Raw genomic sequence first — 14,888 nt, 5'->3', positions numbered from 1 at the left:
AGGGCGGTGAGCAATCATCGCCCTTTATTTTTGCTGAATTCTGCTTATGGTCTGTCCAACAAGAATGATGCTCAGGATGAGAATAAATCTCATCGGATCAGATAAGGACATCTGGCATGACCAGAACAGATATTGCGCAGCGCGTTTATAACCATACGTGGAAGCTGGATCCGATTGTCCGCAGTCTGCTGGATACGGATTTCTATAAGCTGCTGATGCTGCAAATGATCTGGGGGCTTTATCCGCAGGTGGATGCTACTTTCTCGCTGATTAACCGCTCGAAAACCGTGCGGCTGGCGGATGAGATTGATGAAGGCGAATTACGTGCGCAGCTTGATCATGCCCGCTCCCTGCGTATGACTAAAAAAGAAATGATCTGGCTGGCCGGTAATAATTTCTACGGCCGCAAACAGATTTTCACGCCGGAATTTCTGCAATGGCTCAGCACATTCCAGCTGCCGGAATATGAGCTGACACGGCGCGACGGACAATATGAGCTGCATTTCCACGGGCCGTGGACGCATACGACAATGTGGGAAATTCCCGCGCTGGCAATTATCAATGAGTTACGCTCCCGCGCGGCCATGAAATCGCTCGGCCCTTTCGCGCTGGATGTGCTGTATGCCCGCGCCAAAGCCAAGATGTGGGGCAAGGTTGATCGCCTGCGCCAATTGCCGGATTTGAAAATCTCTGATTTCGGCACCCGCCGCCGTCATTCGTTCCTCTGGCAGCGCTGGTGTGTGGAAGCGCTGAAAGAAGGCATCGGCGATGCTTTCACCGGCACAAGTAATGTGCTTCTGGCGATGGATACCGATCTGGAAGCACTGGGCACCAATGCCCATGAATTGCCGATGGTGCTGGCGGCTATGGCCGATACGGATGAAGAACTGCGTTCAGCACCTTACCGCGTGTTGCAGGACTGGAACCGTTATTATGGCGGCAATCTTTTGATCGTGCTGCCTGATGCTTTCGGCACAACAGCATTCCTGCGCGATGCGCCGGACTGGGTTGCCGACTGGACAGGATTCCGCCCTGACAGTTCGCCGCCGATTGAGGGCGGGGAGCGGATTATCGAATGGTGGAAATCCAAGGGCAAAGATCCGCGTGAGAAATTACTGATTTTCTCTGATGCGCTGGATGTCGATACAATCGAGGAGACCTATCGCCACTTTGAAGGGCGTGTGCGGATGAGCTTCGGTTGGGGTACCAATCTCACCAATGATTTCACCGGTTGTGCACCGCAGCATGTATCCGGTCTGAATGCGATTTCTCTGGTCTGTAAGGTGATTGACGCCAATGGTCGTCCGGCGGTGAAATTGTCGGATAATCCGTCAAAAGCCACCGGCGATCCTGAAGCGGTCAAACGCTATATCGAGTTTTTCGGTGGTGAAGATCGTGTCGCCAAAGAAGTGCGGGTTTAAAATACAAAAGGCGGTTTTTTAAGAAAGCCGCCTTTTTCATATCAAGTGATTTCATAATCCCAAGGGGGATTGGCACCGGCACGCGATACGGTAATCGCTGCGGCTTTGATGCCAAACGCGATGGCTTCGGTAAGCTGCTCTTGCGATATGGCCGCAAGGGATTGCTTATTCAGCAGGCCTTGTTTTTCAAGGCTCACCAGCACACCGGCATTGACCGTATCACCGGCACCGACCGTATCGGCTACTGTGACTTTCTCACCGCCGACACTGATTTTACCACTAGATGCATAGGCCACAGCACCATCTGCACCTTTGGTGACGATGATGATTTTAGGTCCGCCCTGCCCGTTTGCGGCCAGCCAGCTGCGGATAATCATATCGTGATCCGTGCCTTCATCAAACCATTGCAGGTCTTCATCTGACACTTTGACAATATCAGCCAATGCAATCATCCGCTTGATCCGTGCCAGATGGGCGGCTTTGTCAGGAATGAAATTCGGGCGGATATTCGGGTCGAGCATTGTCACGCGGTTTGGCGCTTCCCGCCGCATCAACGCTTCATAAGTACTGCCGCAAGGTTCCGGAATGAGGCTGATACCGCCAAACATCAGAGCGCTGATATTATCACCCAGTTCCGGCAGCTGAACTTCACCGAGCAGACGACCGGCAGTATTTTCATCATAGAAATTATAGCTCGCCTGACCATTCTTCAGCCGCACAAAGGCAAGCGTTGTCGGTTGATCCGAGATCGCACAAAACCGCGTATCAACGCGGGATTTTTCCAGTGTATCACGCAGGATTTGCCCGAGAAAATCTGATGAAAGGCCGGAGAAAAATCCGGCCTTTGCACCCAACCGGCCAATGGCAATGGCGGTGTTGAAGACTGAACCACCGGCATGGGGCACAAATCCGGTTTCGCCGCTTGTCGTTTCACGCGGCAGCATATCAATCAGCGCTTCTCCGCAGGAGAGGATCATGCTTTCACCCTTAAACGTGTTGACCGCCATTGATATGGATTTCCGAGCCGGTCACATAGGATGAGGCTTCAGTGCACAGATAATAGATGGTCTCTGCCACTTCCGAAGTTTGGCCAAGACGACGCAGTGGCAATTGCTCTACCAGCTTTTCAGTGCCCGGAGACAGGATCGATGTTTCAATCTCACCCGGAGCGATTGCATTCACGCGGATACCATGCGGGCCGAAATCCGAGGCCATTTCACGGGTCAGACCTGCAAGTGCTGCTTTTGAGGTCGCATAAGCGGTACCTGCAAAAGGATGCACACGGCTACCGGCAATAGACGTGACATTCACCACGGAACCTTGCGCCGCTTCCAGTTCTTTGAACAATCCGCGCGCTAGCATGATCGGTGCAAAGAAGTTCACTTGAAACACATCGCGCCAAGTGGCCATTTGCGTTTCAATGGAGTTCAGGCGGCTTCCGCCTGTGCCTTTTGGTGAGATGCCGGCATTGTTGACCAGTGCATTAAGCTGACCGCCATTGTCTTCCAGACGACGGCGGATTTCTGAAATTGCACGGCCGATATCTTCGGGATCGGCCAAATCAACCTTGATATGATCTTCAGGTCCTGCAGGCCACGGGCAGTTGTCGGAAAAATCCTGCCGTGAACAGGTGATGACACGCCAGCCCGCCCGTGAAAAACGCTTCACGGTTGCATGGCCGATACCGCGGCTTGCGCCGGTCAGTACGATGGTTTTTTTAGGCGTATCAGTCATTTTAATCGGCCTTTGTCACTAATTTTAAGTGGACACTATCACTATAGATTTTACAATTTGCAAGGCGTGTTTAAATTTGGCACTGAAACATTTAGCGTATCCTGAAAAGTGTGCAGCGCCTCCGCGGGGAAATCATTTCACTGGATTGATTTCCTATCCCACTCCGGTCGGAATAAGATACGCGGACAAGCAAATACACATAATTTCAGAAATTTGTTTTTGGGAATCGGAGATATTTATGTCGAAACTGATTTTGGCAATTGATCAGGGTACAACATCCAGCAGAGCCATCTGTTTCGATCAAAATCATAAGATCACCGGTCTCGGACAAAAGGAATTTACGCAGCATTATCCTAAATCCGGCTGGGTCGAACATGATCCGGAGGAAATCTGGCAAAGCGTTGTTACGACCTGCAAACAGGCAGTTGAAAATGCTAAGGCCAATATGGAAGATGTGGCCGCAATCGGCATCACCAATCAGCGTGAAACGGTGGTGGTCTGGGATAAGACAACCGGCAAGCCGGTTTATAATGCGATTGTCTGGCAGGATCGTCGCACGCAAAAAGACTGCATGAAACTGAAGAAGCAGGGTATTGAGCCGCGTATCCGCCGCAAGACCGGACTGCTGCTTGATCCGTACTTCTCTGCGACCAAACTGGCATGGATTTTGAACAAAGTGTCCGGTGCGCGTAAAAAAGCGGAGAAGGGCGAGTTGCTGTTTGGCACAATTGACAGCTTTCTGATCTGGCGGCTGACCGGCGGACAGGTTCACGCCACCGATGCCACCAATGCTTCCCGCACATTGCTGTTCAATATTGCCAGGAATGAGTGGGATGAAGAACTGCTGAAACTGTTCAACATTCCGCGTAGCATGTTGCCGGAAGTGAAAGACTGCGCCGATGATTTCGGCGTGACGAAAGCTGATGTGCTGGGCGCGGAAATTCCGATCCTCGGTGTGGCGGGCGACCAGCATGCGGCAATGATCGGTCAGGCCTGTTTTGCCAAAGGCATGTTGAAGGCGACTTTCGGTACCGGTTGTTTCGCTCTGCTCAATACCGGCAAGGATAAAGTTCTGTCGCGCAATCGTTTGTTGACAACTATTGCCTATCGCCTGAATGGTGAAGTGACTTATGCGCTGGAAGGTTCGATTTTTGTTGCCGGAGCCGCGGTGCAATGGCTGCGCGACGGTTTGAAAATCATCAAAAATGCAGCGGAGTCCGGTGAACTGGCGCTCAAAGCCGATGAGACACAGGATGTTTATCTGGTGCCGGCTTTTGTGGGCTTGGGCGCACCGCATTGGGATGCAGAAGCGCGTGGCGCGATTTACGGGCTGACCCGCAATTCGGGGCCAGCCGAAATCTCCAAAGCCGCATTGGAATCTGTTGCCTATCAGGCGCATGATCTGCTTGAAGCGATGCATAAAGACTGGAAAACGGATACCAGCGATATTGTTCTGCGGGTTGATGGCGGCATGGTTGCCTCCGACTGGACGATGCAAAATCTGTCGGACATTCTCAATGCGCCGGTGGATCGTCCGGTTATTCTGGAAACCACTGCATTGGGAGCAGCGTGGCTTGCAGGTATGAAGGCTGGTCTCTGGGGCGATATGCAGGCTTTTGCCAAAGACTGGCAGCAACAGCAGCGTTTTGAGCCGCTGATGGAGCCAGCTTTGCGCAAACGTAAAATCAATGGCTGGCATAAGTCTGTACGCAGCACACTCCGTGCGAAACAATAAAATGCTGATAAGGGCGGCGACAGCGGAAGATGCTGCAGAGATTTGCACGGTTCTGCACCGCTCAATCACGGAGCTTTGTGTTGCGGATCATCAGAATAACCCGCAGATTTTGAATCCATGGCTTGCCAATAAAACGCCGGATAATTTGTGGGAATGGATTGCACGCGAGGGGCAGGTCTATCTTGTCGCCGAGATTGACGGGCAAATTACTGGTATTGCTGCTGTCTCGGCAACGGACGGTATTTTGCTCAATTATGTTTCACCGGATTATCAGCGTCGCGGTGTCAGCAAGGCTTTGATGGCAGCTCTGGAGAGCTGGTTAAAGGAGCAGGGGCGGGTTGTGTGTCACCTTATCAGCACGGCGACCGCCAGACAGTTTTACGAGACGCTTGGTTATTCGCCGGATGGAGAGCCGGTCATGAGAAGGTCTGGCATGTTGACCTTCCCGATGAAGAAATTGCTATAATTATTCCCCGTTGCCCATAATCACGTCCAGCAATGTGGTGTTTTTGCGCACGGGCTGTCCGCCGACATCACCTTGCGGGCGCGGGCCGTCATAGGCCGGATCTCCGGCCACCGGCGGCGGTGCATTATTGCCCTGCGGTGTCTGTACCGGATAGCCGGAATTGTCAGGCAGAGGTGTCGGATAGCCCGAATTATCCTGAACCGGTGGCACTGTATTTCCAACCGGTGCAGGGTTTTCCTGCACGGAGATCGGCGGTTGTGCAGGCTGATTTTGCTGAGACGGCAATTGTGCACCGTCAGGCTGGCGCGGCGCACCGGGAGCCGGTGGCCAGTAAGTCTCATCATTTTCCGGCAAGGCAGGGTAGCCGCTATTGTCTGATGCTGGCGGCTGCTGGCCGATACTGGCCGTTGCATCCGGCAGCTCGTCGCTACCGCCCGGCAGCACATTCTGAATTTCATAGGTGCTCGGCAGGTCGGCAACAGGTACGCCTTTATGAGCGGCAGTCATGAAGGTTTTCCACGCCATCGCAGGCAGACCGCCACCGGTGACTTTCTTGGTCGGCTTGCCGTCATCATTACCGAACCATACGCCGGTCGTCAGATTGGCCGTATAGCCGATGAACCACGCATCGCGGGAGCTTTGGCTGGTACCGGTTTTGCCCGCAGCAGGCCAGTTGCCGAATTTGGCACGTTTTGCCGTGCCGTCTTCAACGGTACGGCGCAGCATGGCATTCATCATGCCAAGTACCTGCTCGGTGATGATGCGCTGCTGCTGTTCAGCCGGATAGTCATAGAGCACCTTGTCATCATTACCGGTGATTTTGGTAATCATATGCACCGGTGCACGATAACCGCCATTGGCAAAAGGCACGAATGCATCCGTCAGTTCCATCAGGGTAACTTCCGATGTGCCAAGCGCCAGTGAGGCATTGGAGGTGAGAGCGGACTGAATACCGAAACGATGGGCGGTATCGACCACGGCCTGCGGACCGACTTCCATTACCAGCTGCGCGGCAACCGAATTGAGCGAGTGGGACAGAGCTGTTGCCAGTGTCACTTCGCCGAAATATTTGCCGTTATAATTGCTTGGCGTCCATTTGCCGATGCGTACCGGCGCATCATTACGCACGGAATCCGGTGTGCGCCCCTGTTCAAGAGCAGTCAGATATACGAACGGCTTGAAAGTGGAGCCGGGCTGGCGGCGGGCTTCCGTTGCGCGGTCAAACTGACTATTGGCATAATCATAGCCGCCGATCATCGCCCGCACCGCACCGGTACCATCAATCGAGACGAGGGCACCCTGACTGACATCCATTTTCTTACCGTTTTGCGAAATCAGATCGCGGATGGCCTCTTCACCAACTTTCTGCAAATCCAGATCAACAGTGGTGTGAATGGTTACGTCGCTTTTGGTCTCGCCGATCAGCTTTGGCAGTTCCGACAATACAGCATCTGCAACATAATTTTCCGACCCTGACCAGTAAGCAGCTGCACGTGTCGGCGGTTCGCTTTCGGCAATGGCTTGTTCTTTGAGACCGATCATGCCCTGATCCCGCATTGCTGCCAGCACCAGTTTGGCACGATCATTGGCAGCTTTCGGGTCGCGGGCAGGCGAGAGGCGTGACGGTGCTTTCAACAGACCTGCCAGTGTGGCGGCTTCGGTGAGGTTCACATCCTTGGCGGATTTATCAAAATAGCGCCGTGAGGCGGCATCCACACCATAGGCGCCGGAGCCGAGATAAACACGGTTGAGATACATCTCTAAAATCTGGTCTTTGGTGTAAGTATGCTCCAGCCACAAAGCGAGCATGACTTCCTGCACCTTACGTTCCAGTGTTCTGTCCGGTGACAGAAACAGGTTCTTGGCCAGCTGCTGGGTGATTGTAGAGCCGCCCTGTACCGCACGGCCTTTAGTAATATTGGTAAAGACTGCACGGCCGAGACCAATCGGATCAACACCGTAATGGGAATAGAAACGCCGGTCCTCAATGGCTATAACCGCTTGCGGAATGAAAGGCGACATTTCCCGCAAACCGATGGCCTCGCCACCGGTCGTGCCGCGATTGGCGATCAGCTTGCCGTTCACATCAAGGATTTTGACATTCGGCGGACGATCCGGAATGGCCCAGTCGCTGGTCGGCGGCATTTTGGCAGCGATATAGATCACCACACCGGCAACGGCGATGCCGCCCCATAGCATCAGGACAAATGACCAGTAGAACAGGCGGCGCAGCCAGCGGAAAGAACCGGAGGCTTGCTCGTGCTTTTTTGATTTTCGGGAGGCGCGTTCAGCGCGTGATGCACGTTTTTTGGACGCGCTGCCATTTACGCGATCACCCTCATCAATGCGCATTTCATCTTTATTGGCAGGCGTCTCTGGCTTTCCGAAGGACGGTTCTATGCGTCGGTCTTTTGAATCTCTGGAAGCCATATGCGTTGGTAAACCTGCTTAAAAAATTGAATAGCTGTGCTTTGCACCGTAATTGAGGCAGTTTAAAGAGCAGTAAAGTTTTGCTAACAGTATAATGCTGTCATCAGGGTTTTGAAATTATGCTTTGTATTCAAGAATGTACTTAAGAGCGCATTCCGAAAAACGTGCAGCGGATTTCGGTGAAAGATGCGCGTAATAGCAAATGGATAGAGCATTTCTAATATTCAAATGAAATTGAAGATGCTCCAACTCATTTGATGCAGGCTGTACACGAAAATACTATTCAGCTTTTGTGATATTTTATTATAGAAAACAGGTTAAACTGGTTCAGATAGGTATAGCGTGACACAACGGATTGACTGGGTCGATATCGCCAAAGGGATATGCATCATTTTTGTTGTGATGATGCATTCAACGCTGGGCGTGGAAGAGGCCGCCGGTCAGACCGGCTGGATGCATTATGTTGTCGCCTTTGCCAAACCATTCCGTATGCCTGACTTTTTTCTGATTTCCGGCCTGTTTCTGAGTGCTGTGATTGACCGGCCGTGGCTGCGCTATCTTGACCGCAAAGTCGTGCATTTCCTGTATTTCTATGTGCTGTGGCTGACTATTCAGTTTGTTTTTAAAGCGCCGGGTATCATGGCTGAGGGCGGTGCTTCCGGTGTTGTCAGTGCTTATCTGATGGCTTTTATCGAGCCTTTCGGCACGTTGTGGTTTATTTATATTCTGCCGTTTTTCTTTCTGGCAACGCGTTTTATGCGTGACGTGCCACATTGGCTGGTATTGACCATGCTGGCCATTCTGGAAATCCTGCCGATCCATACCGGCTGGATTATGATTGATGAATTCTGCTCACGCTTTGTCTATTTCTATGCCGGTTATGCACTGGCACCCCAGATTTTCCGTATGGCCGAATGGGTAGCGCGCAACAAAATGATTGCCGTAACCGGTCTGTTGCTCTGGGCTTTTGTTGAATATCAGATGGTGTTCACACCTGTGCCGGAATTCGGCAAATCGCTGCTGAGCGGACAGGCATGGCAGGCCGGTGGTCTGGGCGGTTATAGTGAGTTGCCACTGGTCTCGCTGTTCCTCGGCTTCCTCGGCGCTTTGGCGATTATCAGCATATCATCGCTGCTCGCCTGTTTAAGCTCAGCGAATATTGCGCATCGGGTGCTAGGTTATCTCGGCGCACATTCCATTGTTGTGTATCTGGCATTCTTCCTGCCAATGGCTGTCACCCGCACGGTACTGCTGAAGACGGGCATCGTCACCGATATAGGTACGATTTCGCTGCTGACCATGCTGATGGGCGTGATCCTGCCGGTTATTCTCTATGTGCTGATTGAGAAAACCGGTTACGGACGTTTCCTGTTTGTGCGCCCGCAATGGGCTATCATTGATCGCAGCGGGACTGTTCCGGTGCGTGTATAAAACAGATCATAAAAAAGCCCGCTTAAAGCGGGCTTTAAATTTTTAAGCGTGGGCAAAGATGTCCTGCTCGTCCCAACCCATCAGATCAAGCTCTGCGCGGGTTGGCAGGAATTTAAAGCAGGCTTCAGCCTGTTTCTCACGACCATCGCGCTCCAGACGATATTCCAGAACCTTTTTCAGGCGGTGCAGATAAAGAACATCTGAAGCAGCATATTCAAGCTGCGCCTGAGACAGAGTTTCCGCTGCCCAGTCGGATGATTGCTGCTGTTTGGAAATCGAAACTTCCAGAAGCTCCGAGCAGATTTCTTTCAGACCGTGGCGATCCGTATAGGTACGGGTCAGTTTTGAAGCGATCTTGGTGCAGAAAACCGGCTGCGGCATCACGCCGAATGTATGTGCCAGAACGGCCAGATCAAAGCGGCCGAAATGGAAGATTTTGGTGATTGAGCGGTCTTTGAGCAGTTTGACCAGATTAGGGGCTTTTTTCAGCCCCTTCTCGATCTGAATAATATCCGCGGTGCCATCGCCCGGTGAAATCTGCACAACACACAGACGGTCACGCAGAGGATTGAGCCCCAGCGTTTCCGTATCAATAGCGACGGAATCTACCTGATAATTATCAAGATCAGGCAGATCGTTTTTATGAACGCGGATAGTAGTCATTGAAGGTTCCGTTATCTTATTTCTGAGAAAGAGCCGCAATAATGCGAGCCCAAGAGCGCTGGCCTTTATGGAAGGAGGACAGCTCGTATTTTTCATTCGGAGAATGGATGCGGTCATCCTCAAGGCCGAAACCGACCAGCAGGGAATCCATGCCGAGGAATTTGTCGAAGTCACCGACAATCGGAATAGAACCGCCCATGGCAATCAGTACAGCAGGGTTCGGCCATTCATCAGACAAAGCCTGCTTAGCCTGTGTGACCAGTGGTGAATCATAGGAAAGCTGGATAGCCGGTGAACCGCCATGCGGGTGGAATTCTACGCGGCAATCAGCAGGCAGACGGGCTTCAACGAATTTGCGGAAATTGGCGCGGACTTTATCCGGATCCTGCTTATGTACGAGGCGGAAGGAAACTTTGGCCGAGGCTTCCGCAGCAATCACGGTCTTGAAACCTTCACCGGTATAGCCGCCAATCATGCCGTTGACTTCGGCAGTCGGGCGCGCCCATGTCTGTTCCAGCACGCTGCGACCCTGTTCGCCCGATGGTACAGACAGGCCGATAGGGCCGAGGAAGTTTTCAGGGGTACGGCCAAGACCTTCCCAGGACTTCAAAATCTGGCTTGGGGTTTCTTCCACGCCTTCATAGAAATCTTCTACAGTTACACGGCCGGTTTCATCATGCAGGTCAGCGAGAATTTTTGACAGCACATGCAGCGGATTGGCGGCGGCACCACCAAAGAAGCCGGAATGCAGGTCGCGGTCAGCGGCTTTAATGGTTATCTGTTCGCCTACCAGACCACGCAGACCAACGCAGATCGCCGGTGTATCACGGTTCCACATCGAGGTGTCGCAAACCAAAGCAACGTCGGCTTTGAGTTCTTCTTTGTGACTGTCGAGGAATGGTTTGAGCGATGGTGAACCGGATTCTTCTTCACCTTCAAACAAGATGGTTACTTTGACCGGCAGCTGACCATGTACGGCTTTATAAGCGCGGCAGGCTTCGACAAAAGTCATCAGCTGACCTTTGTCATCGGATGTGCCACGACCGGTCAGGATTTTACGACCGGCTTCAATTTCTTTAACGGCAGGATCAAACGGGTCATTTTCCCAGAGATTCAGCGGGTCAACCGGTTGTACGTCGTAATGACCGTAGAACAGCACATGCGGTGCATCTGCCGTTGCGCCTTCATGATGGGCAACAACCATCGGGTGACCCGGTGTGTCGCGCACACTTGCATCAAAACCAATGCTCTTCAGATCTTCTACCAGCCATTCCGCAGCTTTGCGGCAGTCGGCTTTAAAAGCCGGATCTGTGGAAATGGATTTAATGCGCAGAAGATCAAACAGATGATCGACACTGTGGTCGAGGTTCTGATCGAGGTGCTGAAGAACAGGTTCAAGTGCTGACATGTTACCCTCATGAAAAAGCATACTTCGACTCGCAAAGCATGAATGTGTTTTTAAAGTCCGGATGGTTTTAGCGTAAATGGCCGGAGACTGTACAGGGAAGATGTCGGGCATTTCCTGCAAAAGTAGAAACAGGTTTTACCTTGGCACAATGCGTAGCAGTAAATGGTCGCGCTTGTCTTTATCCGGAAAAGCAAAAGCCGTTACGGTGAGGGGAACCGTAACGGCTTGTAATAAATGGTGGCAGCCAGAGGGGGGGGAGGCTACCACCCCGGTTTTCCGGCGGGGGACATGCCGAAAAACGGAAACCGACAATGTTGTCGATAGGGCTAATGTGGCCAGAAAAAGTGGCAATACAAGGGCTGAAACGGGGCGTGTCAGTCACAAAAAAGTTATTGCTTATAGAGCGCCGGACAGGGTGAAAGATAAGCGAGGATTATTTCGTGACGAGCGGTATGGCGTGATTTCTTTTTTCGCGCTTATGCTTTACATCTTTTACCATGAAAAAAGGTGATCATCTCTTCCTCGTCGACGGCTCCGGCTATATTTTTCGCGCATATCATGCTTTGCCGCCGCTCACCCGCAAATCAGACGGTTTGCCGGTTGGTGCGGTGTCCGGTTTCTGCAACATGCTGTGGAAGCTTTTGAAAGATGCGCGCAATACGGATGTCGGCGTGGTGCCGACCCATTTTGCGGTTATCTTTGATTATTCTTCGCAGACTTTCCGTAAGGAAATCTATCCGGAATATAAGGCTAACCGTACCGCGCCGCCGGAAGATCTGATCCCGCAATTCGGCCTGATCCGTCAGGCAACACATGCTTTCAACCTGCCTTGCATTGAAAAGGAAGGGTATGAGGCCGATGATATTATCGCCACCTATGCGCGCCTTGCGGAAGAAGCCGGTGCGACTGTCACCATCGTCTCATCAGACAAAGACCTTATGCAGCTGGTGACAAATCAGGTCTCTATGTATGACGGCATGAAGGACAAACAGATTTCAATCCCTGAAGTGATTGAAAAATGGGGTGTGCCACCGGAGAAAATGATCGACCTGCAATCGCTGACCGGCGATTCAACCGATAATGTGCCTGGCATTCCGGGTATCGGGCCAAAGACGGCTGCACAATTGCTGGAAGAGTTCGGCGATCTGGATACGCTGCTTGCCCGCGCTTCCGAGATTAAACAGAATAAACGCCGCGAGAATATTATCGCTTTTGCGGATCAGACCCGCATTTCGCGTCAGCTTGTGACATTGAAGAATGATGTACCTCTGGAGATTGATCTTGACGGGCTGATGCTGGAGCCGCAGGACGGGCCGAAGCTGATCGGCTTCCTGAAGGCGATGGAACTGACCACGCTGACCCGCCGTGTGGCAGAGGCCACAGATACGGTTGCTGCCGAGATTGAGCCGGTCACTGTTGAAACAGAATGGGGTGCGGAAGCACGCGGTCCTGATCTTGATCGCGGCACGGATATTGCTGAAGCTTCGGCACCGGAAAAAGCAGTTGCGACTGTAACTGCAGAACACAGCGGCCAGCTGATGCGGCCGCAGGCTCTGGTGGAAGCCCGCAAAGCGCAAGGCATATCAGCTAAAATCGATCATTCTGCTTATGTTGGTATTGCCGATATTGCGGTGCTGAAAGACTGGGTCGATCAGGCGATTGATCAGGGTTTTGTCGCTTTTGACACCGAGACAACCTCGCTTGATCCGATGCAGGCGGAACTGGTTGGTTTCTCACTGGCCTTGGCAGCAGGCAAGGCCTGTTATGTCCCGCTGATACATAAATCCGGTCAGGGCGATCTGCTCGGCGGCGGACTGATCGAAGGGCAGATTCCGCTGGATACAGCTCTTGCAGAACTGAAGCGGCTGCTGGAAGACCCGTCAGTGCTGATCATTGCCCAGAATATGAAATATGACTGGCTGGTCATGCATCGTCTCGGCATTAATATTGCGCGTTTTGACGACACGATGTTGCTGTCCTATGCGCTGGATGCCGGTACCGGCACCCATGGTATGGATGTGCTTGCAGAACGCTGGCTTGGTCACACAACCATTCCTTATAAGGAGGTGGCTGGCAGCGGGAAGTCGGCAGTGACTTTTGACATGGTGCCGATTGATCGCGCCATCGCCTATGGTGCGGAAGATGCCGATGTCACATTGCGCCTGTGGCAGGTGCTGAAACCGCGTTTGGCGGCAGATGGTATGGCCTCAGTTTATGAGCGGCTGGAACGCCCGCTGGTTGAAGTGCTGGCGCGGATGGAAGAGCGCGGTGTCAGCGTTGATCGCCAAATTCTCTCCCGTCTTTCCGGTGATCTGGCGCAATCGGCTGCGGCTATTGAAGATGAGATTTATACGCTTGCCGGTGAAAAGATGAATATCGGCTCACCGAAGCAGCTTGGCGATATTCTGTTTGGCAAACTCGGCTTGCCGGGTGGTTCAAAAACCAAAACCGGCCAGTGGTCGACCTCTGCGCAGGTGCTGGAAGATCTGGCGGCGGAAGGCCATGAGCTGCCGCGCAAGATCGTTGACTGGCGCCAGCTCACCAAGCTTAAATCCACCTATACGGATGCACTGCCCGGCTATATTCATCCTGAAACAAAGCGGGTGCATACCTCTTATTCTATGGCGGTAACGACCACAGGACGTCTGTCTTCGTCAGAACCGAACCTGCAGAATATTCCGGTGCGCACCGCAGAAGGCCGTAAAATCCGCACAGCCTTTGTGGCGCCGCAGGGTAAAAAGCTGATCTCTGCCGACTATAGCCAGATTGAACTGCGTGTACTCGCGCATGTGGCGGATATTGCCCAGCTGAAAAAAGCCTTTGATGACGGTATCGACATTCACGCGATGACAGCATCTGAAATGTTCGGCGTACCGGTAGAAGGCATGCCGTCCGAAGTGCGCCGCCGCGCCAAGGCAATCAATTTCGGTATTATTTACGGTATTTCGGCCTTTGGCCTTGCCAATCAGCTGTCCATTCCGCGTGAAGAGGCAAGCTCATATATCCGTACTTATTTTGAGCGCTTCCCCGGCATCAAGGATTATATGGAAACGACCAAGGCTGCCGCGCGTGAACAAGGCTATGTCGAAACTATTTTCGGCCGCCGTATTCATTATCCGGAGATCAAAGCCAGTAATCCGCAGGTGCGGGCGTTTAATGAACGGGCTGCGATTAATGCGCCTATTCAGGGTTCGGCAGCGGATATTATTCGTCGCGCGATGATCCGCATGGAACCGGCACTGGCAGACGCGAAGCTCGATGCGCAAATGCTGTTGCAGGTGCATGACGAACTGATCTTCGAGGTTGAAGATGCGCAGGTTGAGCATACTATTGAGGTGGTGCGTGAGGTTATGATCAATGCGGCAATGCCTGCAGTTTCAATGACAGTACCGTTACAGGTTGATGCTCGGGCTGCACAAAACTGGGATGAGGCGCATTGATCTTATACAGTTAATGCAGTAAGAGGCACCAGAACATGTTGCAAAACTCCGGTTTTGCAACATAAGCGCCTTAAAAGGTGAAAGACTGGTCTGCTGCGCGGAATAGATTGTAACAATCGCCCGTTGCAGGTTGACCTCAATGTCATTCGCCTTTACGTAG

At 52.4% G+C, this 14,888-nt stretch carries 10 protein-coding genes; 5 read left to right on the top strand and 5 right to left on the bottom strand.

Annotated elements, in window-relative coordinates; all coding sequences use genetic code 11:
- Window positions 1–116: 116 nt before the first annotated feature.
- On the top strand, window positions 117–1,421 hold the full coding sequence (pncB, locus tag HBA93_RS01950; protein WP_221722138.1) for a nicotinate phosphoribosyltransferase: 1,305 nt from the start codon (window positions 117–119) through the stop codon (window positions 1,419–1,421).
- 41 nt (window positions 1,422–1,462) lie between these two features.
- On the opposite strand, the gene HBA93_RS01945 is transcribed toward pncB, so the two are convergent.
- Window positions 1,463–2,398 (bottom strand): carbohydrate kinase family protein, encoded by a 936-nt coding sequence (locus tag HBA93_RS01945; protein WP_221722195.1) that lies wholly within the window; start codon window positions 2,396–2,398, stop codon window positions 1,463–1,465.
- Window positions 2,399–2,408: 10 nt separating this feature from the next.
- On the bottom strand, window positions 2,409–3,155 hold the full coding sequence (locus HBA93_RS01940; RefSeq protein WP_121992001.1) for an SDR family NAD(P)-dependent oxidoreductase: 747 nt from the start codon (window positions 3,153–3,155) through the stop codon (window positions 2,409–2,411).
- A 238-nt stretch (window positions 3,156–3,393) separates the two neighbouring features.
- Here HBA93_RS01940 and glpK point away from each other — a divergent pair, with 238 nt between their 5' ends.
- On the top strand, window positions 3,394–4,890 hold the full coding sequence (gene glpK, locus HBA93_RS01935) for a glycerol kinase GlpK (RefSeq protein ID WP_221722137.1): 1,497 nt from the start codon (window positions 3,394–3,396) through the stop codon (window positions 4,888–4,890).
- Window positions 4,877–5,356, top strand: a complete 480-nt coding sequence (locus tag HBA93_RS01930; RefSeq protein WP_221722136.1) for a GNAT family N-acetyltransferase — start codon at window positions 4,877–4,879, stop codon at window positions 5,354–5,356. Before glpK ends, HBA93_RS01930 begins: the two co-directional genes overlap by 14 nt.
- On the opposite strand, the gene HBA93_RS01925 is transcribed toward HBA93_RS01930, so the two are convergent.
- Window positions 5,357–7,786 carry a PBP1A family penicillin-binding protein gene (locus HBA93_RS01925; protein WP_221722135.1) on the bottom strand — a complete coding sequence of 810 codons (2,430 nt, stop codon included), beginning with the start codon at window positions 7,784–7,786 and terminating at the stop codon, window positions 5,357–5,359. It abuts the gene before it with no gap.
- Window positions 7,787–8,128: 342 nt separating this feature from the next.
- On the opposite strand from HBA93_RS01925, the gene HBA93_RS01920 reads away from it, so the two are divergent.
- The gene (locus tag HBA93_RS01920; RefSeq protein WP_353619304.1) at window positions 8,129–9,217 is read left to right on the top strand and encodes an acyltransferase family protein; all 1,089 of its coding nucleotides are present in this window, start codon (window positions 8,129–8,131) and stop codon (window positions 9,215–9,217) included.
- A 42-nt stretch (window positions 9,218–9,259) separates the two neighbouring features.
- Here the strand turns inward: HBA93_RS01920 and HBA93_RS01915 are convergent, their stop codons facing one another.
- Window positions 9,260–9,880 carry a ribonuclease D gene (locus HBA93_RS01915; RefSeq protein WP_121991997.1) on the bottom strand — a complete coding sequence of 207 codons (621 nt, stop codon included), beginning with the start codon at window positions 9,878–9,880 and terminating at the stop codon, window positions 9,260–9,262.
- 16 nt (window positions 9,881–9,896) lie between these two features.
- Window positions 9,897–11,288, bottom strand: coding sequence for a dipeptidase (locus HBA93_RS01910; RefSeq protein ID WP_121991996.1), 1,392 nt, complete (start codon window positions 11,286–11,288; stop codon window positions 9,897–9,899).
- 497 nt (window positions 11,289–11,785) lie between these two features.
- Between HBA93_RS01910 and polA the strand changes: the two genes are divergently transcribed.
- A complete protein-coding gene (polA, locus tag HBA93_RS01905; RefSeq protein WP_221722134.1) occupies window positions 11,786–14,728 on the top strand; it encodes a DNA polymerase I in 2,943 nt (980 codons plus the stop codon).
- Window positions 14,729–14,888: the final 160 nt, after the last annotated feature.

Origin of the sequence: Ochrobactrum sp. SFR4 (assembly GCF_019730395.1) — a bacterium.
Classification (GTDB): Bacteria; Pseudomonadota; Alphaproteobacteria; order Rhizobiales; family Rhizobiaceae; genus Pseudochrobactrum.
The sequence above is the reverse complement of the archived record's forward strand: the minus strand, read 5'-3'. Positions and strand labels throughout refer to the sequence as shown.

Coding starts and splice junctions, on each gene's coding strand:
- glpK (WP_221722137.1), top strand. CDS start 3,394: ATGTCGAAACTGATTTTGGCAATTGATCAGGGTACAACATCCAGCAGA.
- HBA93_RS01945 (WP_221722195.1), bottom strand. CDS start 2,398: ATGATCCTCTCCTGCGGAGAAGCGCTGATTGATATGCTGCCGCGTGAA.
- HBA93_RS01925 (WP_221722135.1), bottom strand. CDS start 7,786: ATGGCTTCCAGAGATTCAAAAGACCGACGCATAGAACCGTCCTTCGGA.
- pncB (WP_221722138.1), top strand. CDS start 117: ATGACCAGAACAGATATTGCGCAGCGCGTTTATAACCATACGTGGAAG.
- HBA93_RS01915 (WP_121991997.1), bottom strand. CDS start 9,880: ATGACTACTATCCGCGTTCATAAAAACGATCTGCCTGATCTTGATAAT.
- polA (WP_221722134.1), top strand. CDS start 11,786: ATGAAAAAAGGTGATCATCTCTTCCTCGTCGACGGCTCCGGCTATATT.
- HBA93_RS01910 (WP_121991996.1), bottom strand. CDS start 11,288: ATGTCAGCACTTGAACCTGTTCTTCAGCACCTCGATCAGAACCTCGAC.
- HBA93_RS01940 (WP_121992001.1), bottom strand. CDS start 3,155: ATGACTGATACGCCTAAAAAAACCATCGTACTGACCGGCGCAAGCCGC.